The organism is Arthrobacter sp. TRD_SC_6, assembly GCF_055361185.1.
Genome location: NZ_CM143953.1, coordinates 3,282,386 through 3,307,014, shown reverse-complemented (window position 1 = coordinate 3,307,014; position 24,629 = coordinate 3,282,386). Strand labels below are relative to the sequence as shown.

At 64.3% G+C, this 24,629-nt stretch carries 24 protein-coding genes; 13 read left to right on the top strand and 11 right to left on the bottom strand.

The annotated features are described in order from the left end of the window. Positions 1-28 precede the first annotated feature (28 nt). On the top strand, positions 29-514 hold the full coding sequence (locus ACWA1U_RS15670; RefSeq protein WP_463723080.1) for a PTS sugar transporter subunit IIA: 486 nt from the start codon (positions 29-31) through the stop codon (positions 512-514). 53 nt (positions 515-567) lie between these two features. On the opposite strand, the gene ACWA1U_RS15665 is transcribed toward ACWA1U_RS15670, so the two are convergent. Both ACWA1U_RS15665 and ACWA1U_RS15660 read right to left on the bottom strand, forming a co-directional pair. Then, on the bottom strand, positions 568-2,352 hold the full coding sequence (locus ACWA1U_RS15665; protein WP_463725067.1) for an ABC transporter ATP-binding protein: 1,785 nt from the start codon (positions 2,350-2,352) through the stop codon (positions 568-570). 7 nt (positions 2,353-2,359) lie between these two features. After that, positions 2,360-4,078, bottom strand: a complete 1,719-nt coding sequence (locus tag ACWA1U_RS15660; RefSeq protein WP_463723079.1) for an ABC transporter ATP-binding protein — start codon at positions 4,076-4,078, stop codon at positions 2,360-2,362. A gap of 150 nt (positions 4,079-4,228) precedes the next feature. On the opposite strand from ACWA1U_RS15660, the gene ACWA1U_RS15655 reads away from it, so the two are divergent. The 4 genes from ACWA1U_RS15655 to ACWA1U_RS15640 all read left to right on the top strand — a co-directional run bounded on the left by ACWA1U_RS15655 (position 4,229) and on the right by ACWA1U_RS15640 (position 11,348). Continuing rightward, the gene (locus ACWA1U_RS15655; RefSeq protein WP_463723078.1) at positions 4,229-5,065 is read left to right on the top strand and encodes an SURF1 family protein; all 837 of its coding nucleotides are present in this window, start codon (positions 4,229-4,231) and stop codon (positions 5,063-5,065) included. Continuing rightward, complete coding sequence (locus ACWA1U_RS15650; protein ID WP_463723077.1) at positions 5,062-5,523, top strand: DUF3817 domain-containing protein; 462 nt, start codon at positions 5,062-5,064, stop codon at positions 5,521-5,523. The genes ACWA1U_RS15655 and ACWA1U_RS15650 overlap by 4 nt, the downstream gene beginning before the upstream one ends. Positions 5,524-5,580: 57 nt before the next feature. Continuing rightward, entirely contained in the window at positions 5,581-7,167 is a 1,587-nt protein-coding gene (gene guaA, locus ACWA1U_RS15645) for a glutamine-hydrolyzing GMP synthase (RefSeq protein WP_463723076.1), read from the top strand. Positions 7,168-7,271: 104 nt separating this feature from the next. Further along, a complete protein-coding gene (locus tag ACWA1U_RS15640) occupies positions 7,272-11,348 on the top strand; it encodes a DUF4011 domain-containing protein (RefSeq protein WP_463723075.1) in 4,077 nt (1,358 codons plus the stop codon). 35 nt (positions 11,349-11,383) lie between these two features. Here ACWA1U_RS15640 and cpaB read toward each other — a convergent pair whose 3' ends face one another. From cpaB to ACWA1U_RS15625, 3 genes are all read right to left on the bottom strand, one after another. Next, on the bottom strand, positions 11,384-12,058 hold the full coding sequence (cpaB, locus tag ACWA1U_RS15635) for a Flp pilus assembly protein CpaB (protein WP_463723074.1): 675 nt from the start codon (positions 12,056-12,058) through the stop codon (positions 11,384-11,386). A 96-nt stretch (positions 12,059-12,154) separates the two neighbouring features. Beyond that, on the bottom strand, positions 12,155-12,484 hold the full coding sequence (locus ACWA1U_RS15630; RefSeq protein WP_463723073.1) for an FmdB family zinc ribbon protein: 330 nt from the start codon (positions 12,482-12,484) through the stop codon (positions 12,155-12,157). A gap of 121 nt (positions 12,485-12,605) precedes the next feature. Next, positions 12,606-13,214: a 5-formyltetrahydrofolate cyclo-ligase gene (locus ACWA1U_RS15625; protein WP_463723072.1), complete on the bottom strand. Its 609-nt coding sequence runs from the start codon at positions 13,212-13,214 to the stop codon at positions 12,606-12,608. Positions 13,215-13,298: 84 nt separating this feature from the next. Here ACWA1U_RS15625 and galU point away from each other — a divergent pair, with 84 nt between their 5' ends. The 4 genes from galU (at position 13,299) to ACWA1U_RS15605 (ending at position 17,086) form a co-directional block, all read left to right on the top strand. Then, entirely contained in the window at positions 13,299-14,201 is a 903-nt protein-coding gene (gene galU, locus ACWA1U_RS15620) for a UTP--glucose-1-phosphate uridylyltransferase GalU (protein WP_463723071.1), read from the top strand. An 8-nt stretch (positions 14,202-14,209) separates the two neighbouring features. Further along, entirely contained in the window at positions 14,210-14,824 is a 615-nt protein-coding gene (locus tag ACWA1U_RS15615) for a GNAT family N-acetyltransferase (RefSeq protein WP_463723070.1), read from the top strand. A gap of 124 nt (positions 14,825-14,948) precedes the next feature. After that, positions 14,949-15,827 carry a hypothetical protein gene (locus tag ACWA1U_RS15610; RefSeq protein ID WP_463723069.1) on the top strand — a complete coding sequence of 293 codons (879 nt, stop codon included), beginning with the start codon at positions 14,949-14,951 and terminating at the stop codon, positions 15,825-15,827. A gap of 14 nt (positions 15,828-15,841) precedes the next feature. Continuing rightward, complete coding sequence (locus ACWA1U_RS15605; protein WP_463723068.1) at positions 15,842-17,086, top strand: phosphotransferase; 1,245 nt, start codon at positions 15,842-15,844, stop codon at positions 17,084-17,086. A gap of 20 nt (positions 17,087-17,106) precedes the next feature. Here ACWA1U_RS15605 and ACWA1U_RS15600 read toward each other — a convergent pair whose 3' ends face one another. From ACWA1U_RS15600 to ACWA1U_RS15590, 3 genes are read right to left on the bottom strand one after another with little or no spacing between them, the layout of a single operon-like run. Continuing rightward, positions 17,107-17,778 carry a response regulator transcription factor gene (locus tag ACWA1U_RS15600; protein WP_463723067.1) on the bottom strand — a complete coding sequence of 224 codons (672 nt, stop codon included), beginning with the start codon at positions 17,776-17,778 and terminating at the stop codon, positions 17,107-17,109. Then, the gene (locus tag ACWA1U_RS15595; protein WP_463723066.1) at positions 17,775-19,427 is read right to left on the bottom strand and encodes a sensor histidine kinase; all 1,653 of its coding nucleotides are present in this window, start codon (positions 19,425-19,427) and stop codon (positions 17,775-17,777) included. The genes ACWA1U_RS15600 and ACWA1U_RS15595 overlap by 4 nt, the downstream gene beginning before the upstream one ends. Further along, positions 19,417-19,854 carry a hypothetical protein gene (locus tag ACWA1U_RS15590; RefSeq protein WP_463723065.1) on the bottom strand — a complete coding sequence of 146 codons (438 nt, stop codon included), beginning with the start codon at positions 19,852-19,854 and terminating at the stop codon, positions 19,417-19,419. The genes ACWA1U_RS15595 and ACWA1U_RS15590 overlap by 11 nt, the downstream gene beginning before the upstream one ends. Positions 19,855-19,976: 122 nt before the next feature. On the opposite strand from ACWA1U_RS15590, the gene ACWA1U_RS15585 reads away from it, so the two are divergent. Then, positions 19,977-20,141, top strand: a complete 165-nt coding sequence (locus ACWA1U_RS15585; protein WP_463723064.1) for a hypothetical protein — start codon at positions 19,977-19,979, stop codon at positions 20,139-20,141. A 58-nt stretch (positions 20,142-20,199) separates the two neighbouring features. Here the strand turns inward: ACWA1U_RS15585 and ACWA1U_RS15580 are convergent, their stop codons facing one another. Continuing rightward, positions 20,200-20,709, bottom strand: coding sequence for an Lrp/AsnC family transcriptional regulator (locus ACWA1U_RS15580; protein WP_463723063.1), 510 nt, complete (start codon positions 20,707-20,709; stop codon positions 20,200-20,202). Between the two features lie 166 nt (positions 20,710-20,875). On the opposite strand from ACWA1U_RS15580, the gene ACWA1U_RS15575 reads away from it, so the two are divergent. Then, positions 20,876-22,120 (top strand): MFS transporter, encoded by a 1,245-nt coding sequence (locus ACWA1U_RS15575; RefSeq protein ID WP_463723062.1) that lies wholly within the window; start codon positions 20,876-20,878, stop codon positions 22,118-22,120. A gap of 179 nt (positions 22,121-22,299) precedes the next feature. After that, positions 22,300-22,506 (top strand): hypothetical protein, encoded by a 207-nt coding sequence (locus ACWA1U_RS15570; RefSeq protein ID WP_463723061.1) that lies wholly within the window; start codon positions 22,300-22,302, stop codon positions 22,504-22,506. Here the strand turns inward: ACWA1U_RS15570 and ACWA1U_RS15565 are convergent. Both ACWA1U_RS15565 and ACWA1U_RS15560 read right to left on the bottom strand, forming a co-directional pair. Next, complete coding sequence (locus ACWA1U_RS15565; protein WP_463723060.1) at positions 22,503-22,982, bottom strand: Lrp/AsnC family transcriptional regulator; 480 nt, start codon at positions 22,980-22,982, stop codon at positions 22,503-22,505. The genes ACWA1U_RS15570 and ACWA1U_RS15565 overlap by 4 nt on opposite strands. A 109-nt stretch (positions 22,983-23,091) precedes the next feature. Continuing rightward, the gene (locus ACWA1U_RS15560) at positions 23,092-24,042 is read right to left on the bottom strand and encodes a pirin family protein (protein ID WP_463723059.1); all 951 of its coding nucleotides are present in this window, start codon (positions 24,040-24,042) and stop codon (positions 23,092-23,094) included. A 107-nt stretch (positions 24,043-24,149) separates the two neighbouring features. Here ACWA1U_RS15560 and ACWA1U_RS15555 point away from each other — a divergent pair, with 107 nt between their 5' ends. Then, positions 24,150-24,599, top strand: a complete 450-nt coding sequence (locus ACWA1U_RS15555; protein WP_463723058.1) for an NUDIX hydrolase — start codon at positions 24,150-24,152, stop codon at positions 24,597-24,599. Positions 24,600-24,629: the final 30 nt, after the last annotated feature.

The window sequence follows — 24,629 nt, the reverse complement described above, 5'->3', positions numbered from 1 at the left end:
CTTCGTTTCACATTGTGAGAGGCCGGCTGTGACCCCGCTCGACCTGCACGACACCGAACTGACCACCCCGCAGATGGTGGTCCTCGACATGGTTGCCGCGGATAAGGCGGACGCCGCAGCCCAGCTTGCTGAGCGACTGTTCGCCTGCGGCCGGATCACGGACCTTGATCGGTTCCTTCAACAGGTCAATGCCCGCGAACACCAGATGGCCACCGGGCTCCCTGGCGGCGTGGGCGTTCCACACGCACGCAGCGAGTACGTTGCCCAGACATCCATAGCCGTGGGCGTTACGCGCTACGGCCACAGCCTCGACTTCGGCGCACTCGATGGTCCGGCCACGCTCGTCCTGTTGATCGCAACGCCCGCGGCATCCTACTCCGAGCACCTTGAGGTGCTGGCCACCCTCGCGCGGTCGCTGTTCAAGGAAAATTTCCGTGAGTCATTGCGGCGCGCGCACGACGCCGAAGTGATCAGCGAACTCATCAACTCATCGCTGGTGTTCTTCGACCACTGACGCTGACCACTGACGCTGACCACTGACAGCTGAGCACCCGTCCCGCGCGGGGGCTACTCCGTCCGCCAGGAACGCCAGAGTGAGGCATAGGACCCATTCAGCGCCAGGAGTTCGTCATGTGACCCGAGTTCGGTGATGTTGCCGTTTTCCACGACCGCAACCCGGTCGGCGTCGTGCGCTGTATGCAACCGGTGGGCAATGGCGACGACGGTCCGTCCCTCCAGCACCGCGCTCAGGGAGCGCTCAAGGTCACGGGCAGCCTGCGGGTCGATGAGGGAAGTTGCCTCATCGAGCACGAGCGTGTGCGGGTCGGCCAGGACCAACCGCGCCAGTGCAACCTCCTGGGCGCGTGCGGGCGTCAGCTCGTAGGCGCCCGAACCCACTTCTGTCTCCAGTCCGGCAGGCAACGCGCGGGCCCACCCCAGGGCACCGACGTCGTCGAGTGCTTTCTCGATCTCCTGCCCGGTTGCATCGGCTTTCCCCAGCCGGACGTTATCCGCCAGCGAACCGACGAAGACGTGGTGCTCCTGGGTCACGAGCGCAACCTCGCGGCGCAGCGCATCGAGCGGGCGGTCCACAAGGGGTACACCGCCAACCGTGACCGAACCGGCCGTGGGGGGATGGATCCCGGCGATCAGGCGCCCGAGAGTGGACTTGCCCGCACCGGAAGGCCCCACCATGGCGAGGCGCTCACCTCGGCGCAGTTGGAGGTCCACCCCATGCAGTACGTCATGGCCAGGGCGGTAAGCGTAACGGGCACCGGAAACCAGGATGTCCTCATTGTCCGGCTGGGCGGCTGTTGCCGTCCGGTCGGAGGGAACATCCTTGATGCCGATGATTCTGGCCAGCGATGCTGCGCCCACCTGGATCTCGTCCGTCCACATGATCAGGAGGTCAACCGGATCGATCAGGCGCACTGCAAACAGGGCAACCGTTGCAACCGCACCCGGAGTCACCGCACCGGTCGAAGCGAGCCAGCCGCCCCAGAGGAGCACACCGGACACGGGAAGCCAGAAGGCAGTGTCAGCGGCGGGGAAGAGGATCGAGCGAAGCCACAGGGTATAGCGTTCGGCGCGGAACGAGCCCCCCAGCGAGTCGTCGATCCGGTTCCTGCGCAGTCCGCCGAGACCGAGGGCGTCGACAGTGCGCGCACCTTCGATGGTCTCGGTGATTGAACCGTTGACCACGGCGTAGCTCTCGCGCTCGGCCTTGTAGCCGGCGGAACTGCGCCTGAGGTACCAGCGTGTGGCCGGATAGAGCAGCGGAACACCGACGAGCAACGCAATGGACAGCACGGGAGACGTCAGGACCGCAGCGGCCAGGGTGATGATGATCGTCACTACCGAGACAACAACCTGCGGCACCCCGAAGCGCACGGTGTGCGAAACGGAGTCGACGTCGTTGGTCGTTCGGGAGACCAGATCGCCGGTGCCCGCCTTTTCCACCGTCGAGAGTGGAAGGGAAGTCACCTGCGCCATGAAGTCCTCGCGGAGCTCGGCAAAAACAGTCTCGCCGAACACCATGCCGGCCTTCACCGCGAACTTGCGGAGAATGGCCTGCACGGCGAGGAACGCGAGCATCAACAGTGACATCGACGCGATGAAACCGGACGTTGTCCCTGCAACCACCGCGTCCACCACGACACCCAGGATGAACGGGCCCACCAGCCCCGCGGCGGCCGAACCGACGTACAACATCACCACCTTGCTGAGTCCGCCGCGATGGCGGCGGATCAGCCTGAATGACTCCGTCTTCACCGCCCGGGCGTCGGCTACGGGCAGCTTTCCGGACGCAGTCTGCTCCCCGGGTTGGGTAGTCTTCTGGTTTTGGGAAGCGATCTGGGTATCACTCACTTCTAATCACCACGTTTCGGTAGGCAGGCGTACTGGTCATGAGTTCCTGGTGTGTTCCTTGGGAGCAGAGCCGGCCATCCTCCAGGAACACAACGTGATCCATTGCTCCGAGCATCAACGGGCTTGCGGTAACGACGACGGTGGTTTGCCCTTCGTCGCTGCGTGCCGCTCCCAGCCGTGCGGCAATCCGGGACTCGGTGTGTGCATCGACTGCGCTGGTTGGTTCGATGAGGACCAGGGTTTCAGCATCGCTCAGCAGCGCCCGCGCGAGGACCAAGCGCTGGCGCTGACCTCCGGAGAAGCTGCGGCCGCGTTCGGTCACCTCGTGGTCGAGCCCGCCGTCCACGCCGTCGAGGATATCCAGTGCGCTTGCTGTTTCAAGCGCCGCGAGGATGACGGCGTCGTCGTGGTTTCCGTGTGGGTCGAGCTGGCTTCGAAGGCTTCCCGTGAACAACTGGGGGCTTGCTTCACTCACGATGATCCGGCTCCGGACATCATCGAGCGGCACTTCATGCAACGCGGCTTCACCCCAACGGACAACTGCTTCGCGCAGAACCGCATCATCAAACCGGCCGAGACGCGTGGCAAGTTCTGCTGTACCCGCGGGATCAGCGGATACCAGGGCAGTGAAGCGTCCGGGCTGGATCACGACCGAACTGGAGACGTCAACGAGGGCAGAGGGGCCCGACGGCGCGGGAGCAGTGCCGTCGTCGGACACGTTTGAGTCGACCGAGAGCACGTTGATGATCTTCCGCGCACCGACGTGGGCCCGGATTGCGTGGGAGACGCCGTCAGCAGCCGTCCGGATGGGTGTCATCAGGAAGATGGAATAGCCGAACAATGCAACCAACTGGCCGGGTTCAATCTCGCCGCTGAGTACGAGCGTGGCCCCCACCCAGGTGAACACCACGCTGAACGCTCCCGCAACAAAAACCTGTGACGCCTCGAGGGTTGCGAGCGAGCGCGCAACCCTGATTCCGGCGTCGCGCGTTTCGGCGGAGCGCTCGCGGTACCGGTTCACGAAGATGTGCTCCCCGCCAATGCCGCGGAGAACCCGCAGACCTGCGACGGTGTCCGCGCCGACGGCAGTCATCTTGCCTGAGGCATCGCGCTGTTCCCGCTGGCGGGCCTGCAGCGGCCGGACGACAAGCAGGAGGAGCGCACAGCAGGCGGGCACGCCCACCAGTACGACAATTGCCAGCATGGGTGAACTGAAGGTGATGAGCACGCAGACAACGAGCCAGGATACGAGCGCGCCTGCGAAACGCGCACCGATATAGAAAATTTCGCCGAGGCGCGTTGCATCCGAGGCGGCAGTCGAAACCACTTCGCCGGTGGAGAGTTTCTGCGGAAGCGCGTCCCCGGTCCTGGTGATCTTGTAACCCACGAGCCGGATGCTCTTGAACGCAGCCTGCATCCAGTTGCTGAGCGCTGCCCGGTGCCCCAACATCCCGGCTGCGGCCTGGACGATGGTCAGGCCGATCAGCACCCACACCCACATGAACAGTGCTTCAGAACTACCCGCGATGACTCCTTCGTCGATGGCACGGCCCAGCGCGAAGGGAACGATGGCCTGCGCGACCATCAAGAGCGTCTCAAGAAGGATGGCAGCAGCCAGCGTGCCCTTCTGCTTCGAAGCCAGCCACAGCAGGAACCGGGTGGGTGAGCGAAGCTCGGGAGGGCCTGGATCGGGGTAGGGGTACGAGCGCACGAGAGTCAATCCTAGACCTAAATCACCTCAAGTGATAGATGTTTCCCAATCAGTTATTTATCCAGCGGTCGAACGTGATTTTGGTCTCTGCAGGCGGGCGGCAAGCCGCGGGGATTCGGTCCCTCAACGAGCAGGAAGTACCGTTAACGGGTGTTGAAGACCGCGCTCCAGCCGCGATGGATACTTGCGTTGATCCTCGCCATGGCTATTGCCGCGACCTTCGTCCTCCTCAGTCAGTGGCAGTTCTCGCGCTCACAGGATTCAGCACCACCGCCGTCTTCGACCACCGAGCAGGTTACGCCGCTCGAGGACGTCTTCGAGCCGGGCACTCCCATGATGGCAACCGTCGCTGACCAGATCATCAGCATGGAGGGAAGCTTCCTGCCGGACACCCGCGTTCTGGTGGGGGACCGTCTGCAGGGGGAGCGGGAGGGGCTTTGGGTTGTCTCGGCTTTCGAAGTCGAGCGCGGCGGTGAGCCCGGCGCCGTCATACCGGTAGTTCACGGTTGGATCCCGGATACCGAATCAGCTGCGGCGGTCCAGGAGATGAGCGGTGACGCCACGGTCATGGGCCGTCTGCTCCCGTCGGAAGCCCCGGTTGCCCAGCGGCCGGTCGAGGGACAGGTTCCCACGCTGTCCGCAGCCGAGCTGATCAACCGGTGGGATGTCCCCACCGTCTATTCGGGGTTCGTTGTCTCATTCGAGACCTCGGTGGAGGGTCGGGCTGTTGAAGCTGGCGCACCGCTGGAAGCCGTTTCCGTCGGTCCGCAGCCGCAGGAAACCCCGGTGAACTGGCTCAATATCTTCTATGCCGTCGAGTGGTTCGTCTTCGCTGGTTTCGCGTTCTTCCTGTGGTGGCGCCTGGTCGCTGATGACCACCGGCGCAGGCTGGAAGACGAGCAGGACGAGCGCGACGAACACAACGCACGCAGAACAACACCGGACCATCCGGACCGCACCCAAGATAATGACGAGGTAAGAACGTGACCACCCCCGCCCAGCCCCCAGGAATCAAGAAACGCCGTTTCGGCGGTACGCACGCCCAGATCCTTTCGGCGCTCGGGTTCTATAAGGTGCTCGCCTACGCAACCGGCGTCATGCTGCTGCTGGTCGTGGTGGAGATGGTGGCGAAGTACGGATTCCGCTCCGAGATCGTAGCCGGAGGTTCGGCGGGGGTGCTCGGACTGGTCCACGAGTCGCAGCTTGCGGGCGCAGGCGGATTCAACCTGTCCACGGCCGTGCTGATCGTTCACGGCTGGCTTTACGTCGTCTACCTCATCGCTGACTTCAGGCTGTGGCAGCTTATGCGCTGGCCCTTTTCCCGCTTCGTCCTGATTGCGCTGGGCGGGGTGGTGCCGCTGCTCTCCTTCATCGTGGAGAAGCGCATTCACGCCAGGGTTGAGCAGGAATTGGCGGCCCACCCCGAAGCGCAGTCGAGGTACTAGCCGCAACCGGCAAACATCAATGTGCGGGGGCCGGGCCTCTACCACTATTGTTGACGCGTGACTACCCCCGCTTCCGCTCCAGAACACCAGCCGGTCCTCGTTGTCGATTACGGTGCGCAGTACGCCCAACTGATCGCGCGCAGGGTGCGGGAAGCGGACGTCTACTCGGAGATCGTCCCCCACACCCTCAGCACCGAAGCGATTCTGGCGAAGAACCCTGCCGCGATCATCCTCTCCGGCGGACCGTCCAGCGTGTACGCCGAAGGAGCGCCCCGCGTCGATCCTGAATTGTTCGACGCCGGTGTACCGGTTCTCGGCATTTGTTACGGCTTTCAGGCGATGGCCTCCGCGCTTGGCGGTACCGTCGCCAGGACCGGGCTGCGGGAGTACGGCTCCACCGACGTCGTGGTCTCCCCGGGCGCCGGGTCAATCCTTGAGGGAACTCCCGACCACCAGAATGCCTGGATGAGCCACGGCGATTCGGTGCAGGAAGCACCTGCCGGGTTTGACGTGCTCGCGAGCACCGCAGGCGCGCCCGTCGCAGCATTCGCCCATGAAGGCAAACAGCTCTACGGCGTCCAATGGCACCCGGAAGTGAAGCATTCCGCGCACGGCCAGCAGGTGCTCGAGAACTTCCTCTTCAAAGGCGCACGGTTGAACCCTAACTGGTCCACCGGCAACATCGTTGAGGAGCAGGTGGAGCGTATCCGCCATCAGGTTGGCGACGCACGGGTGATCTGCGGGCTCTCCGGAGGGGTGGATTCTGCGGTGGCCGCTGCACTGGTGCAACGCGCCGTCGGGGACCAGCTCACGTGCGTATTCGTTGACCACGGTCTGCTGCGCGAGGGGGAGGCCGAGCAGGTCGAACGTGACTTCGTTGCGGCCACCGGCGTGAACCTCTACGTCGCCAACGAGCAGAAGCGCTTCCTCGACGCTCTGGAGGGGGTTGAGGATCCCGAAACGAAGCGCAAGATCATCGGCCGCGAATTCATCCGCGCCTTCGAGGAAGCCGAACGCGCCATCATGGCCGACGCCGAGGCCCACGGCGAGAAGATCCGGTTCCTTGTGCAGGGCACCCTCTACCCCGACGTCGTCGAATCCGGTGGGGGAGAAGGCGCCGCGAACATCAAGAGCCACCACAACGTGGGCGGCCTGCCTGAAGACCTGCAGTTCGAACTCGTGGAGCCGCTCCGGACACTGTTCAAGGACGAGGTCCGTGCGGTAGGCGCCCAGCTTGGGCTGCCAGCAGAGATCGTCGGTCGCCAGCCGTTCCCTGGACCAGGACTGGGCATCCGCATCGTGGGGTCAGTCAATCAGGAGCGCCTGGACCTCCTTCGCCGCGCAGATGCCATCGCCCGCGCCGAACTCACCGCTGCCGGGCTCGACAACGAGGTGTGGCAAATGCCAGTAGTCCTCCTTGCCGACGTCCGCAGCGTAGGCGTCCAGGGCGACGGCCGCACGTACGGTCACCCGATCGTTCTCCGCCCGGTTTCGAGCGAAGATGCCATGACGGCGGACTGGTCGCGGCTACCGTATGACCTCCTCGCCCGCATCTCCAACCGCATCACCAACGAGGTCGACGGCGTCAACCGGGTCGTCCTCGACGTCACCAGTAAGCCCCCGGGCACCATCGAGTGGGAGTAGCGGTCCGCTGACTGCTGTCCCCGCACAGGGACAGGGGTGAAAATTCGGGGCTGGTCCGCGTTGCTTACAGCCGGTGGCGAGCAGCGTCGGCTAGCTTGGAAGACATGCCTATCTGGTCAAGATCAGGTCGCGAGGCCGTAGGGAAGAGGACAACCGTGCCAGTGCAGGACGCCGGTGACTCCGCAGAGGATTTCCTGATCCCGTGGCTGCGAAGGCTTGGCCCGCATGCCGGTGCTGACACGCTGCTCCACTTCACGCCGTCGCGCGCCAACAGCATCGACCTCACGCACGCCCACCCCTCCGGCCTCGCCCAGCTGCTCGCCGGTCGGCGGACACGGTTGTCCACGCTGCTGCGTGACGTAGACCAGTACAGTGCAGCCATGAAGGCTGCGCGGCAGCTGCGCGCAAAGGTGTACGAGCTGTCCTCGGAGCGGGGCATCGACGTCGGCTACGTCGCCGCAGGCACTGCCTCCTGGCGGTCAATCCACGACGACGGACGCACAGACTCTCTCACAGCACCCGTTCTGCTTACGGCTGTAGCGCTCACTGTGCACGGATCACAGGACGACTACGAACTTCAGCTGACCGAACAGGCACAACTGAACCCCGCGCTGGTGCGGACCCTGCACAAGGATCACGGCATCAGTTTTGATGCCGACGCCGTCGCGAACCTTGCTTACAGCACCGCGCGGTTCGATCCGCACCCCGTGCTGGACCGGCTGCGTCAGCTCACCGAGAACGTTCGCGGAATGACCGTCGAGCACCACATTCTGGTCTCGACCTTCGCCGACCTTGCCGATGTGGGCTCCGACGCCGCAATCGACCCAAGGCACCCGCTGCTCTCAGCGCTCATGGATGCCGCGAGGGAGGGGATCGACGCTCCATCCCAAGCGGAACCGCCGGCCCAGGGAACACCCTTGGATGACAGGCATCCCTCAAGCGAGTTCCTCATCCTCGACGCCGACCCGAGCCAGCAGCGGGTACTTGACGCCGTCACTGCGGGGGGTTCGGTAGTTGTTTCATCCCCTCCTGGAACAGGCCAGACGCAGACCGCCCTCAACGCAGCCGCAGCGCTTGCCGAACAGGGAAAGAGCGTGCTCGTCGTCGCGGAACGCCGAGGGACTCTTAACCATTTCGTGCAGGAGCTCGATGCGCTGAACCTGGGCTCGCTGGTGCTTCAACTCAGTGCAAACGGCAGCCCGGAGCAGCTGAAGGACCAGCTGGTTCGGGCGATCGTCCGCAATGAGAAGGCGGTCAAGCCGAAGCTGGATTCACTGCATGAGACCCTCGTCGCGCACAGGCACAAGCTGCTGGACCACGTCCGGTCGCTTCACAACGTCCGTTCACGGTGGGGTTGCTCGCCGTACCAGGCGATGCAGTCCCTGGCGGAACTGACTTCGCTCACGCCCGCACCGGCAACAACGGTGCGATTGAAGCGCAGCGTGATGGACAGTATCCCCAACCGGGATGAGCTTGCCGCACGGCTTCGCCGCGCCGCCGAGCTGGGTGGCTTCAGCAGGGAAGCAACGTCAAGCCCCTGGTACGGGTCGAAGCTCAGGAACCGCAAGGAGACCGAGCACGCCCACAGCCTCGCCGTCGACTTGGCGCGTGACATTCCGGAGCTCCAGGAAAAGGTGCGCGCTGTCGCTCACCATTCTCACATTGAGCTGGGATCGACCTTCGAAGAGTGGGGCGGACAGCTCGACCTCCTGGTTGCGGTGCGCGCGAGCCTCGACAAGTTCACGCCTGACATCTTCGACCGCCCGGTGACTGACCTCATCTCGGCTACCGCCTCCTCGACCTGGCGCCGTGAACGCACCATCGAGATGAGCTCAATGACCCGCTCGCGGTTGCGGCGGGTAGCTAAGGAATACGTCCGCCCCGGGGTGCACATCGCCGACCTCCATCAGTCCCTGATCGAGGTTCAGGAGCAGCGCACGCTGTGGACCAGGTACGCCACCACCGAGCGGCACCCGTCCGTCCCTACCGGCCTCGCTGAGATCAACTCCTTCCACAGGAGGGTCGACGCCCAGCTCGGCGAGTTGACCACTATTCTTGCGGGCACTGCAGATGCTCCCGAGTTCGGGGCGATGCGCCTCGATGCGCTCATCGAACGGTTGCGGGCACTCGCTGCTGACAAGGAAAGCCTCGCCACGCTGCCCGAGCGCACGTTGCTCATCGACGAGATGCGCGAAAACGGCCTGGGTGAGCTCTTGGATGATCTGGCTGCCCGTGAAGTCGGTCCGAAGCAGGTCGGCGCGGAGCTGGAGCTTGCGTGGTGGCAATCGGCTCTGGAAGCGATGATCAGCGGCGATGACTACCTGGCAATGTCCGACGGCGAGAGCCTGCGAAAGCTTGAAGCAGAGTACCGCCTCGCTGACAACGCACATGTAGCCTCCGGTGCCGGCCGGATCCGGTGGGCGCTTTCAGAGCGCTGGCGCGGAGCGCTCGAAACAATGCCCGCGGAGGCGGAGCAGATGCGGGAACTGTTGCGCAGTGGGAAGCCGACCCTGGAAGCACTGTCCGTCCAGGCCGATGAACTTGTCACCGCCCTGATGCCGGTATGGGCTGCCAGCCCGCTGGTGCTGCCGCTGGTGCTTCCCGAGGGGAAGACTTTCGACGCCGTCGTCGTGCTGGATGCTGAATCCATTTCGTTGCAGTCTGTGGTTCCGGCGCTCGCGCGCTCGCGGCAGGTCATTGCCTTCGGCGATGACCGTCTCGGCGGGCCGCGTAGCTTCACTGTAGCGGTGGAGGAGGAGCGCCGCAGTTCCACGGAGCACCTCCCGAGCGCTTACACCGCGCTGGGTGCAGTGCTCCCGGCGCTCTCCCTGCGGGAGGTCTACCGGGGGCCGGACAGCGACCTCACCGCTTTCCTCAGCGAGCGGTTCTACGACGGTGAGCTGAGCAGGCTTCCCACCGGCACTGAGGTCACCAGCACCCGGCGCGCACTGACGGTCGAGTACCTTCCCAATGGGACCGGGATGCCTAGTTCAGATCACGACGGCGTTGAGAGCGTCGCTGCCGAAGTCACCAGGGCGGTGGATCTGGTCTTCGAGCACATCCGCCAGCGACCCAGCTACTCCCTTGCCGTTGTCACCGCTAGTGCCCGCCACGCCCAACGGGTTGGTGAGGCGGTGCGCCTGCAGATGGCCGATGCGCCCTGGGCGGCTGACTTCTTTAAGCCTGGGAGGGAATCCTTCCGGGTGGTGCCCATCGACCGCGCTGCCGGGCTGACCCGCGATGCCGTGATTTTCTCGCTTGGATTTGGACGCACTCCGCATGGCAGGGCCCTGCACAATTTTGGCCCACTGTCTGCGGCTGACGGTCGGGGGAAGTTCGTGACCGCGATGACGCGGGCGCGGTACATCCAGCACGTACTGACCTGCTTCAGGCCGGAAGACCTCGACCCTGAGCGTCTCGGCACCGGGGCCCTGGACTTTTACGCGATGCTCTGCCGGGAACTGGCCGAGGGCGGTCCGCAGCGCGCCGCCGGCTCCATGAATCCGGCCAATGAGGATCCGCTCGTTGCTGATCTTGTCGAGCGGCTCCGTTCGCGCGGGGCGCAGGTATCCAGCCATCACGCGGGCGTGCTCGACATCGTGGCGACCGGGGACCCACTGACCGCGGCGCCGAGCGCTGATCCGGGTGGTTACGTCCCGCCCATGGCAATTGAATCCGATGGCACGGCGCGCTACCGCGGGTTGACCGTCCGCGAACGCAGTCGCCTCCGCCCACAGTTGCTTGAGCGTATGGGCTGGCGCTACCTGCCGTTGTGGACCATTGAAGTGTTCACCGACCCTGAAGGTTGCGCCGATCTAATCGGCGGCTACCTGGGTCTCGAAAAGAAATTGGAGATGAATCCCGTGACGGGCAGATCGGACGAACCCGTGGACAACTCGCGCCTGGACTCATCATTCGAAAGCGAGCCGGAAACCGCTGGTGACGGTGAGCCGCGGGCCGATGCTGAGCTGGCGGGCGAAGGCACAGGCCACGACGGCGCCGAGCCTGATCCTGCTCACGCACCGGCTGCCCAGCCCAGCACAGCGGCGTCGACAACGTCTGGAGCGCACGGTGACGTGATTCCCCAGCGCGCGGCTGAAGATGAGCCGCGGTCCTGGAACGACAGCGACGGCTCCCACGACGACTGGTTGAAGGAACAGAAGCCACCACACTGGAGCTAGCAGCGCAGAATGGAGCGAGCTTCGACACGGCCGGACTAACTGGCGCCCGAGGTCAGGACGAGGTGAACCTGCCCGTTGGATGAGGCGCCAGCCAGCGACGCCGCTTCTTCGGGACTTGCTGCGACGACAACTAGCGCGTCTGTTCCCCCAGCTGGCGCTCCAAACGGGCCGGCTGCAGCGTCCTGCGACGTCCACAGGACTGCCAGATTCCTGGCCAGTACGGTGTTCTTCGCGCTTACCTCGAAACCGTTCCCGGTGCTCAGCACCACGTCCACATGCTGGCCCGCAGAGAGCAGCTGGACCGTGGATGGGTCGGCGGGCCGCAGGGGGACGGCGACGGTGCCTTCCGGCATCCCGGCGAGAAGTCCGGCGCCAACGAGTAGATTCTTGCTGATGATGTCTCCGGCGGGGACCGGTGCGGCCAACTGTTGCCCCGCGACGAGTTCTGGCGCATCAAATGCCTGACGTGGTACGGATTCCCTCGGAACGTCAATGAGACCCAGCTGGCCGGAGGTCAGAACGCTTCCGACCGGCAGGTCTGCGGTCGCAGCGACAACCTGCACCATTTCGGGTTCGTCCGGGAGCAACGCTTCCACCGCGATGCCGGCAGCTGCGCACAGGACCGTTGCCGCCAGCAAACGGCGCTTGCGGAACAGGAATGAATTGAACCGGGCTTTCAGCGGCTGCGCTTTGGTGGGAGAAGATCTCATACTGTCCACGGTATTTAGCGGCCCGCTGGTTAATGCAGACAGCCCGCGCTATGTGGAGAACTCGCTCCAATCACGCGGGCTGTGCAGGATGAGTGGCTAGGCTGACGCCGCCGCAGGTGCTTTCGCTGGTGTGCTTCCTGCCTGTGCTGAACTGTCGGCAGACTTGCTGTCGCTGGAGGCTGCGGACGGAGAATCAGCGGGCGTTGCTTTTGCCGGCGAACCGGCACCGGCTTCCACGGACGATGAAGCGGAACGTGAGTCAGTACGGTAGAAGCCGGACCCCTTGAATACAACACCGACGCTGTTGAACTTCTTGCGAAGAAGACCTTCGCACTCAGGGCAGATGGTCAGAGAGTCATCAGAAAATGACTGCTGAATATCGAAAGCGTGGCCGCAATCCTTGCAGGCGTAGGCGTAAGTAGGCATCGAGATCCTCCCGGGAAACCGCTGGTGGTGGACCGGTGCAGTACTTCAACCAAAGCTGGCACTCACTCGATCCGAGTGCCAATTCTACACGGCGCCAAGCAAGCCTGCCCAACGCCGCACATCATCCGAGCCTGCGGAAACCCGACGGTGTGAACGCACCCTCAAGCGGCATGTCCAGGGCAGTAGCAACAAATCGGTGATCTGGAAGGATCTCCTCGTCGTAGAGATATCCAATAGCCCGGGTTTCAGGCGCCTCGAACCAGAGCTGAGCCAGGAAACGGTCGTAGTATCCTCCGCCCTGACCCAGCCGGTTACCGTGCGCGTCGACGGCCAGTCCGGGAACCAGGACCAGCCGGAAAGGGGCAAGATCCGTGAAGTGGTACCGGTGCCCTACTGGTTCCCAGATCGGCGCCCGCGGACTCTTCGCGAGCTCGATGCCAGGTTCCCAGTATGTCCAGGACAACTGGTATTGCGGTTCGCAGATAGGGACGACCACAGGCTGCCCGGCTGACGCGAGGGCAGCGAGAAGCTGCTGGGTGCCAGGCTCCGGTGGGGCGGACAGATAAGCCGCTACCGGACGCCCTTCACCTGGGCGCTCATTCTCGAGGAGCCAGGCCATGACACGCCGTGAGAGCTCTTCGGCGAAGTGTCGTTGGGCTTCTTCGGTGACCCGCTGCCTTCTTGCACGCAGAATGCCGCGCAGCTCTTCCTTGCTGACCTCAGCTTCCATGACAGAGACTTTACCGCCGGGCTCCTGCTGGAGGCCGTGTCCGCCATGGCGTCGGCTGCACGCGCGATTCTGTAGTGTTGTGCCATGACTGAGCGACCAAGAGTGAACAAGGCCGTCATTCCCGCCGCAGGCCTGGGTACCCGGTTCCTTCCCGCGACCAAGGCAATGCCGAAGGAAATGCTGCCCGTCGTAGACAAGCCGGCTATCCAGTATGTGGTGGAAGAAGCGGTCAACGCTGGCATCAATGACGTACTGATGATCACCGGCCGGAACAAGCGATCACTGGAAGACCACTTTGACCGTGTTCCCTTCATCGAGCAGATACTTGAAGCCAAGGGGGACCACGAAAAACTGGCGGCCGTCCGTGAGGCATCCGAGCTGGGAGACATCCACTACCTTCGCCAGGGTGATCCCAAGGGTCTTGGTCACGCAGTGCTGCGTGCAAAGCTCCACGTCGGCGACGAACCTTTCGCCGTGCTACTCGGTGATGACCTGATCGATGAGCGCGATGAACTGCTCGAAACCATGATCGAAGTCCAGGCCAGGACCGGTGGTTCCGTAATCGCCCTGATCGAGGTTGATCCTGCGCAGATCAGCGCCTATGGCTGCGCCGACATCGCCTCCATCGACGGCGAGGATTACGTACGGGTCAATAAGCTGGTGGAGAAGCCTGCGGTTGATGAAGCCCCTTCCAACCTGGCTGTGATCGGCCGTTACGTGCTCCACCCGCGGGTATTCGACGTCCTGGAGGAGACCGGTCCGGGCAGGGGAGGAGAGATCCAGCTCACCGACGCCCTGCAGACGCTTGCCGCTGCCGAGGGCGAAGGATCGGGCGTGTACGGCGTTGTCTTCCGCGGACGCCGCTACGACACCGGAGACAAACTCAGCTACCTCAAGGCCGTTGTCACCCTTGCCTCCGAGCGTGAGGACCTGGGCCCCGACCTGCGTAAGTGGCTGCGGGAATTCACCGACACACTTGACGGCTAGACACCACCATGTGGGGGCGGTTCACCTGGCCGGTGACCCTGGAAACCGGGGACCTCATGCTCCGGCCAATCCGGCACCGCGACAAGCGGGAATGGATGGATCTTCGGCAGCGCAACCTGCAGTGGCTTTCCCCGTGGGAGGCATCCAACCCGGCACCCGGGGGGTACCTTCCCACCTATCACGAGATGGTCCGCGCCCTGAACGCTCAGGCAAGGGCCGCCAGTGCCCTTCCGTTCGTTATCGCCGAGCGCCGTAATGGCCGCAAACCGGTCATGGTGGGTCAATTGACCATCTCCGGAATCGTCTGGGGATCCGCACTGACCGCTACGTTGGGCTATTGGGTGGACCGGGACCGGGCAGGCCGGGGAATTGCCCCTACGGCTGTCGCGCTGGCCACTGACTTCTGTTTCTGGGAACTCGGCCTGCACCGGATGGAGATCAACATCCGGCCGGAGAACTCAGCAAGCCTGAGGGTGGTGCAGAAGCTCGGGTTCCGCGATGAGGGCATCCGTGCGGCGTACCTGCACATCGCAGGGTCATGGACTGACCACAGGACTTTCGCGCTCACCGCTGACGAGGTCCCGGGCGGCCTGTTGCGGCGGTGGGAATCCTCGCGGCGCTAATCGGCCGTGTCCGCTGTGGCCAGCGCGGGAACCCCGGACGAAAATATCCAAAGTTCTGCATCCGCTTCGGACACACCGGCGCGAATGAGGCCCCGCAGGACCAACTGCTCCTAACGTTTTGTACGTGGACTTCTCTTTGAACAGCTCGGTTGTACTGGCGGCCATCGTCGGACTCTGGCTCATCTGGGTTGCCCCGTACATTTTGCGCCGTCGGGAGACTGTGCCTGCCGCAGGACCCACGCGTATCGCACTGTCCAGCACCGCAACAGGGGACGCTGAATTCCCAAGGAGCTTCATGAAGATGTCCGCTACGCAGGAATCACCGGTCCGCTCAACAGGTAACCCGTCAGTCCCGACAGCCCCCGAGACGGCGCCGGAGGCTGGATTCAGTGTCCGATGGGACAGGCTGGGGCTGGCGCTTGCAGGGTTGGTTGCGGTTGCAGCCGCACTTGTGACGTCCGTGTTTGCCGTGATTGGTCTCCTTAGTTCCCTCATTCCCGTGCTGGCGCTCCTGCTCGGTCTCGCAAGCATCGGATCGCTGCGCTTCCTCGCGATCAGCGACCGCCGCCGTCGTGCCGCTGAGCCCCGCCTCGCGGCCCCGAAACCCGAGGCCCCAGCCGGGCCGCCGCGCACCCAGCGCCCCACGAAGCTGTTCGACGGCGAGCACACCGAGGCCCGATCGGAAACGAACGACGACGGCGCGTCCGAGCAGGCGGTGCAGTTCACTGCCGCCGAGCTTCGGGCTGCGGCGCTCGCGGTCGCGGCGGAAGCCGGCGACCCGACGGCAGGCATCGGCGCACCATGGCAGCCGGTGGAAGTTCCGAAGCCCACCTATGTTGAGGCCCCCAAGGCCGAACGCCCGGAGCCCGCGCCGCTGAACCTGCCCGAGGCGCCAAAGCCCCAGGCCAAGACCCCAATCAAGGACGGTGCCGCCGCTCCGAAGGTGGAAGATTCCGCTCCCCGCATGAACCTGGACGACATTCTCCAGCGCCGACGCGCCTAGCCCGCATCGCCCCCATGAGTGAAGTTGGGGGATTGATGCTGTTGGAGAGCGCGGCAGTAGAGCCGGTGTTGCGGGTTGCAGCGGGAGCGTTGTGTGGACCGCTGAAGGAGTGGAAGCTTCTTCGGGTACATCACCGCCCGGGCGTAGGCGTCACCGGCATTTACTCCATACGGTACGGTCACGCGGAAGGTTTTCTTCCCGGTTTTCTGTGCATCACGACTGCCCCGGTTCCGGAGAAAACCTACTGTTCCCTCCGGCTGCGGGGCCCGGATGACGAGGCCCTTGTAGCCTGGAGCCACCCGCATGATCCACTGCTTCCCGGGCTGGCTTGGGCAAGTGATCCGCCGTCCGTGGGCGCAGCGTTGTTCGGTGGGAAGTTTCTCGGCAGGACGTCGCCTGAGACCGCGTTGCTGGGTAGCGGGGTTGCCGTCACGACTGTCAGCTATCGCCCGCTCCGACGGGCAGTCCTGTGTGCCCGGGCAACGGATGAGCGCCGCTACCTGAAGGTCCTCCGCAGTGGCCAGGGAGCGGGCCTGCGAAGGCGCCACGGCCTGCTTCTCGAGGCGGATGTACCGGTGCCCACGGTGGTCGCTTCTCCGGAAGAGGATGTGGTGGTGACGAAGGCCGCAACGGGTGCGCCGCTCGCCGTATCCATCATGGAAAACGGCGCCCGTGAGCTTGACCCTTTCGCCCTCGTTGAGTTGCTGCAACGCTTTCCCCCGGAAGCACTGAAGCTACCCGCCCGGCACCCGTGGTCGGCACGGGTCGGAGACTACGCCAGTGGAGCGGCGGCCGTACTTCCCCGGGAGACGGAGCGCATCCTGAAGGTGGCCGATGTAGTGCGCCAAGGGATCGGTTCGACGGAATCGGGTCCTTTGGTTCCGGCACACGGTGACTTCTATGAGGGGAACCTGCTGGTCGAGGGCGGCCGGATCACCGGAGTGCTCGATGTAGATGTGGTGGGCCCGGGCTATCTGGTCGATGACTTGGCCTGCTTCCTCGCCCACCTCGCCGTGCTGCCCTGCCTCGACGCCCGCTACGAACACGTCCCTGGTGCATTGGAGCGGTTTGGGACCGCGTTCAGGGAGGTAGTCGACGGGACCGCTTTGAACGTGCGCACCGCCGGGGTCGCACTCACACTCATCGCGGGCGCGAAGAGGCGCCCCACCCACGGGACGGCCGGGAGTGGAGCGTGGGAGCGGGACGCGCTAGGCCGGCTAGGTGTGGCGGAAGCTTTCCTTAAGGCTGCCTGTGCCTGATGCCGGCGGTGGAACGGAGGTCAGTTGTCCTCGGCGACCAGCCGGTAGCCCATGCCGCGGACGGTAGCGAACCGTTCAGCGCCGAGCTTGTTGCGAAGGTATCGCACGTACACGTCGACGACGTTCGATCCGGGGTCGAAGTCATATCCCCAGACGCGTGAGAGCAGCTGTTCCCGGCTGAGAACCTGCCCCGGATTGCGCAGGAATGCCTCGGCGAGGGCGAATTCACGGGCAGAGAGGTCAATTTCCTTGCCGTTGACGAGTGCCCGGCGCGACCTGAGGTCGAGTTGCAGGTCGCTGTGGGACAGCACCGAGTTGTCGGCCGAGGGAGCTTCCTGGCGTAAGCGTAGACGAACCCGCGCCAGCAGTTCCTCGAACCGGAAGGGCTTGGCCATGTAGTCATCGGCTCCGCCTTCCAACCCTGCCACCGTGTCATCGACGGAGCTGCGGGCAGACAGGATGATGACGGGAATGGCATTCTTCGACTCCCGCAGCCTCCGCAGGACGGTGAAGCCATCCTGGTCCGGCAGGCCCAGGTCAAGAACGATCAGTTCGAAGTCACCGGTCTGCGCGAGGTGGTATCCATCCCGGCCGTTGTCGGCAACCGTGGGCACATAGCCCGCGGACCGGAGGCCTTTGGCTACGAATGAGCTGATCCGGTCCTCGTCCTCAATGATCAGAATCTGGCTCATTGCCATCCTCTCTTCTCGCTGTCTGTTGGTTCCCGCCGCGGCGGAATCACCATGGTGAACGTGGCACCCTGATCGGGGGCTGACATCAGCTCGACGTGCCCGCCATGTGCCTCCGTTATCGCGCTGACAATGGTCAATCCGAGCCCCGCGCCTTCGGTTCGCTTGCTGGCGGCCCCACGCTCGAACCGCTCGAAGATCCTTCGCTGGTCTTCCCTGGCGATTCCCGAACCCTCATCGCGGACCCACAGCCGCACGCCGTCGTTGTCCTTGCGGGAGCCGAGCGCGATGGTGGAGCCCTCGTCGGTGAACTTGATCGAGTTCGCGGCGAGTTGGAGCCACGCCTGGGTGATCCTCCGGGAGTCCATCATCGCAATTGCTTCGGCCCGACCGTCGACTACCCATCGCCGTGGGCCGAGAGTGCGGGCCTTGTCCATGACATCATCGGTCAGTCGGCCAACGTTCACAGGCTCAGGGCGCACGAATCCTGGGCCCGAGATGCCGGCGAGAGTGACCAGATCGTCGACCAGGAGGCGCATCCGGTCCAGTTCGTCCAGCGCGATGTCGCGGACCGCGCGTACGTCCCGCGGGTCTGAGGAGTCCTGCAGCTCAAGGTGTCCCTGGACGATGGTGATGGGCGTCCGAAGCTCATGCCCGACGTCGTCGAGCAGCCGCCGCTGCGAAGTGAACGAACCCTCAAGCCGGTCGAGCATCGCGTTGACAGTGCGGGTCAGTTCCGACAAGTCGTCATTGCCGGTGACCTCGATCCGCTGCGAGAGGTCGGTGTCCGTGATCCGCTGGGCGGTGGTACGGAGCCGGCGGATCGGGCCAAGGAGCTTTCCCACAAGTAGGAAACCGACGACGCCGATCAGCACCAGCGTGCCGAAGCTGATGAGCGCGTAGGTGCCGAACGTGCGGTTCAGCTGACTGTATTCGGCATCGGCATCGAAGGCGAGGATGAAGAAGGTCGGCTGGTCGTCCTGGACCAGCTGGACGGGTGCCATCATCACACGGTACGCGGTCGCCGCTGTGTTCACGGTGCGGATCAGGGACTCGTCACGCGCAGCCACGGTCGTGACGTGGTTGACGAGTTCCTCATCGTCCTCGAGCCGTACCACGACCTCTTCATTGGCGAAGAAGATGACCTCCCCGTTTCTGACGGCCATCATGCCCTCATTGGGCTCGGTCAGCGTCCGTTGCATAACCAGGTAAACGAGCTGGTCCGCCTGTACAAATGGTGCTCGCGTGGTGGGATCGATCCCGGTAGCGAGGAGGGTCTCGAACTCCTGGAAACTACGGGTCAGGGAGTCATCCATGTCACGGTTGAGGTCATTGCGCTGCAGGGCGTAGGCGGTGGCCCCAGCGACCAGCAGGCCGAGGGCGCATAGAGCCAGCATCGCTGCGAGAACGCGCGTACGCACCGTCGTGTAACCCTGCCACGAGTGGGGGAACCGGCTCTTCCAGCCAGCAGCCCGGTCCCTCCTCTCTATCCGGCCCGTCGGCTCCGGAGCGATGCCTGGAGCATCAGGCGTGTCAGAAGTTTCGGCGGCTTCGGCCTGCGGCACCTTGACCGGGATGGTTGGTTTGGTGGACGGCGGCGGGACACCAGGCAGCCGTTCGGTGGTCGGTCCGCCGTGCGGCCTATCCATCATCGGACTCGCCTTCCCCGAAGTCGCCATCGTCGTCGTCGTCATCGAACCCGCCGTCGTCGTCGTCCCCGAAATCATCGTTGTCCTGGGTTGCCGGCGGGGGAGGTGGCACAACGGCCGGAGGCGGGGCGACCGTCTCTTCTGGGCTGGCCGATGGGGTGGGGGATGGTTCCGCGGACGGTATCGGCGACGGCGAAGCGGTGCCCGACGGGGACACGGACGGAGATGCCGACGGGGAGACGGACGGAGATGCGGATGGAGACGGCGTGGGGGTGGCGGCTGGCGCTTGAGTGACTGTAACTCCTACTGCCGGCCCGAGCGGCAGGGGTGGAGGGCTGCGCAACGCTCCCAACAGGCCGAGGCCTACGGCGGCCACAGCGCCGGCGCTGGCAACGGCAATGAGCCAAGTGTGCGCTTGCGACCGTTTCATAGGTCAAGTATCCCCACTCATCATGAGATGCAGATGAGAGGAACAACCCTGCCGTGTAGTTCTCATACGGGTCTCATCAGTGGGGCATAGGCTGGGTCCACATCTACCGGAAGGAGAGCGCAATGTCGCTCAACGATTTGAAGAAGCTTGCCGCAGTCCTGTCAGTGAGCGCAATTTTCCTGGTTGGCTGTGACAACGCCGCAGGGGAGAACGGGCAGGACCAGGAGCAGCAACAGGAACAGGAGGAAAATTACGGCGATGACGGAGCCGAGGATCAGGACGACTGATCTGTCCTAAGCGCTAGGTTGCGCTAAGTCGGCACGTTGTCCTGCTCGTGCCGCTACTTCAGTCTGCACTGTTCAATCTGCGACCCGCAGCCTGGGGCTTTGACGAGTCCGTGAGCAGGCGGTCCAAAAGCGGTTCCGTGCGGTAAGGGATGTGTTCGTGCAGGGCGAGCACAGTCTCAGTGCGGATCACCCCTTTGATACGCAGGACTGACCGGAGAGCCGACTGCAGGTTGTGCGTATCCTTCGCCGCGACCCTGCACCAGACGTCGCCGCGGCCCGAAATTTCGTGTACCTCCAGCACCTGGTCCAACCGGCGTAAGGCCGAGATAACGCCGTCGAGCTCCCGGTGCGTGACCTCTATGGTGACGAAGGCGACGACGTCGTAGCCCAGGACGGCGAGGTCGAGTTCCCTTCCGCTTCGGCGAAGAAGCCCGGAACGGAAGAGCCGCTGCAGCCGGGCCTGTGCAGTATTCCGCGCCATTCCCAGCGTTTCGCTGAGTTGGCTGACCTGCGCCCTGGGGTCCCGCACCAGTTCCAGCAAGAGCCGAATATCGGTTCCGTCGAACATGTTCCTTACTCCCATTCAGCTCACCCGCTTCGTTTTCCGCTACGTCAATTTGAGCACGATGATCAAAAAGTCTCCTAACCACCTACCGTGCTAGCCGGAGTGCCTCACCATGAGTGATTGAAATGGTGAGTAGGCAGGCTGCCCACGGGAATAGTAGGAGACAGGTTTGAGCGTCCTCAGCGAGCTGCGCATGCGCCCGGCCATCACCGACCAGGGTTCGGATATACGCCGCTGGAATGCGCCGGTCAGAGCAAGGCTCGTGCTGGCGATTGTCGTCATCTCCACGCTGCTCATTGGCGCAAATCTTGCAACCCCGCTTTACCCGCTGATCCGCTCCGAGCTCGGGCTGACGGCTTTCGACACCACCTTGGCTTTCGCTGCTTACGTTTTCGTCCTTGTCGCTGGCCTGCTGCTCCTGGGGCACTGGTCGGACCACATCGGTCGAAGGGCTGCCCTGGTGCTCGCGGTGGTGACGGGAGTGGTGGGTGCAGTGGTGTTCGGGGCAGCAACCTCACTGCCCATGCTCATTACCGGGCGTTGCCTGCAGGGGATAGCCGTAGCCTGCGCGACCGGAGCGAGTGCTGCTGCTCTGCGCGACCTTCTTCCGCACCGGCCGGAGTGGGCCTCCAGGTTCACCCTCGCGGCGTCGGCCGGCGGTGTGGCTGCCGGTCCCGTGATCGGTGGTTTGCTGTCCCTACTGCCGGAGCCCACTCGGCTGCCGTTCGTTGTGTACGCGGCATTCCTCGCAAGCCTGCTCATTCCACTCGTTCTGCTGGATGCCAGGCCCGCGATCAAGGCCCCGACGGCCCGGCCAATCGCCGCACTGAAGCCGCGGCGCCCTTCAGTGTCCAGAACGGCAGCCCGCGCGTTCTGGACTGCTTCAGCAGTCGGGTTTCTCAGCTTCGCGCTGTTCGGCTTCTCGCTGAGCCTGGCTCCCACCTACTTCGCACACATCATCGGCGATCAACCCCGCCCGGTGATCGGCATGCTCGCAGGACTTGTGTTGGCCGTTTCCGCGGTGAGCCAGCTCTTTCCACTCCGCGTCCAGCACCCGGCGCCCATGGGCTTGTTGGTTATGGCGGTTGGGATGGCACTGGTGTCCTTGGCCGGCTCCGTCGGGAGCGTGACCCTGTTGATCGTGGCACTCGTCCTTGCTGGTGCCGGGCAGGGAACTGCCTTCCGCACGGTGTTCAATGAGGTTGCACTCAAGGTCGAGGCTTCGGCTCATGCGCAGATCATCAGCACCGTCTACGTCATCACCTACCTTGGCAGCGCCATTCCAGTGCTCGGCTTGGGGCTGCTGGCGGACGGAGTAGGACTGCCAGCCGCCGTCGTGCTTTTTTCGGCTGTGACAGCCGCGGCATGTGCAGGAATGGCGCTGGTTCTCTGGCGCGCAAGGCGCCGTCCCTAGTTCGTTTCGAGGGCCGGTGCCGCCTCGCGGTGCCACCAGTTATCACCTTCGCCAGCTCGCCAAAAGCGAGTTGGTCCACGAGGTCGAGAACAGGGGCTCTGCCCGCGAGCGCTGGTGGGAGCGCCCGCCGGGCGCCCTCCGCGCCAGTTTCCTGAGCCCCCCGCACGAAGAGAGAAGTCATGACCGCGCTGATTGGCTATTCACACCATGCCCGCCCAACGGGGCTGGAAGCCCTGCTCATTGCCATTGGCCGCTGGCTGGTCGACGCCGGCGAAAGGCGGGCGGCTTCGCACGCTGTTCCTGCGCGCCAACGCGCTTATCAGAGCGCCTTCGAAAACAGGTCGCGTGACCTCGCGGCAGCACGGCACTCGGGGTTGTGCCCCTAGGAGGGCAGCAAGCCGGGGTTGCCCTCGATGTGGTTGAACACGAGCGTGGTCTCCGTATGGCTGACCACAGGGTCAGTGGTGAGGTAGTCGAGCACCCAATCCCGCAACGCATCGGTGTCAGCAACAGCCAGGTGAATGAGGTAGTCCACCGCCCCTGACACATGGAAGGTGGACACAACCTCTGGAAGCGCGGGCACCCTGACCATGAACCGGTCAATCTCCTCGCGGTTATGTCCCCGCAGCTGAACCGAGATCAGGGCCTGAACCGCCCGGCCAACAATGGGCAGGTTCAGCTGTGCATGGAAACCGCTGATCACACCGCGTTCGCTGAGCTGCCGGGTCCGCAGGAGGGCGGTCGACGGCGCAACGCCCACACGTTCGGCCAGCTGGGCGTTGGTGATCCGCGCATCCGCTAGCAGTTCCCGGACGATGTGCTGGTCCACAGGGTCGAGGCCGCCTTGCCTGCCTGCGGTCATGTCTATGTACCTGCCTGCTCTTTGGCCTGTTCAGGAAATTTCCCGCGCGATGTGGCCTTGCCGAATGCGTTCTGCTGGACAAATCTCCCACCAGCCTACCGGCGGTGGATTACCGTGGACCACGCCTGCGTGGGGTCAGCTTTACGCTGGGGAGTTCGGGGGCCGGGATGCGTTCGGACCCGTGGCCCGCCACCGTTCCAAACCGGGAGTGCCCGTCTTCCCAGTCAGTGCGGGCCTGCACTATCTCTTCATGGCTGCGCCCCACGAAGTTCCACCACATGAGGAGGTCCTCAGTGAACGGCTCGCCTCCCAACAGCACCCAGCGTGTTCCGGGCTCTGCCTCGAAGGTGAGCTCAGACCGGCCCAGGCCGAGGTAGGCGAGCGGCCCCGGCGCCACGCGGTGACCGTCGATGGTGAGCTGCCCTTCGAGCACCAATAGTCCGTGCTCGAATTCCGGCCTCACGGTGAGGCTGAGGCTCCCGCCGTCGTCGGACTGAAGGTCAGCCCCGACAAGGGGCGAATACACCGTCGCGGGGCTACTCACTCCACCGAGCGAACCGATGAACACGGTGCCCCGGACGTTGCCGACGTCGTAGCAGGGAAGATCCGCATGGCGCTCGAACGCCGGTGCCACTGATGCCGCCTCGGCGGGCAGCGCCACCCAGAGTTGAAGGCCGGACAGCACCTCTGACCCCGGGCTGATCTCCGAATGGGATATCCCGTTACCCGCTGTCATGATGTTCAACTCGCCGGGGCGGACGACGACGTCGGAACCTACGCTGTCCCGGTGGTGCACCTCACCGACAAGGGGCCACGTGACAGTCTGGAGCCCGATGTGCGGGTGGGGAAGCACCCGCATGGCGGTGCGGTCCGGTCCGAAGGCATCCAGGAAGCACCACGCACCGATGGTTGGCAAGGACCGCTGCGGCAGCGTCCTGCGGACCTCCATGGCCCGGAGTCCACCGAGCGGCACCATCCGCTCGTCAAGGATCTCCACGGTCGCCGGACGGGCTGCGCTCCCGCAGGGAGTGGGAACGGGATGTACGTCGAGATTGCTCATCATTCTCCTGCCAGGGCGGGTGCTCTCAGGATAGCGCCGGACAACCAACCCTTCAGCCCTGCTGGTTGCTAATTCGGCTGGCGATGGGTCTCGCTAGACTGGCTGGCATGGTTCAAGCATGGGACACCCGCGTGGGCTCGTACGCCGTAGTGATCGACGACGGCAAAATCCTCCTGGCCCACTGGAACGAGCACGGCAAAACCGGCTGGACCCTCCCGGGCGGCGGACTTGAGCTCGGTGAGGACGCCCCAACGGCGGCTGTCCGCGAGGTGCTCGAGGAGACCGGCTATGACGTGGAGCTCGAGGGGCTGCTCGGTGTCGACAGCCTTCACATCCCGGCCGAGGACAGGCTCAGCGGATCGGGCCGGCCCATGCATGCCCTGCGCATCATCTACCGCGCCCGCACTGTGTCCGGAGAACTAGTCAATGAGCTCGACGGAACCACCGACGAGGCAGCGTGGTTTCCGCTGGAGGACGTGCCCGCACTGACGCGCGTGGAGCTGGTGGACACAGCCCTCGTACTCTCTTACCAAAGCACCCCTGGAGCGCTACGATAGGGACTTCGGCCGTTCCAAGCGGACGGCTAT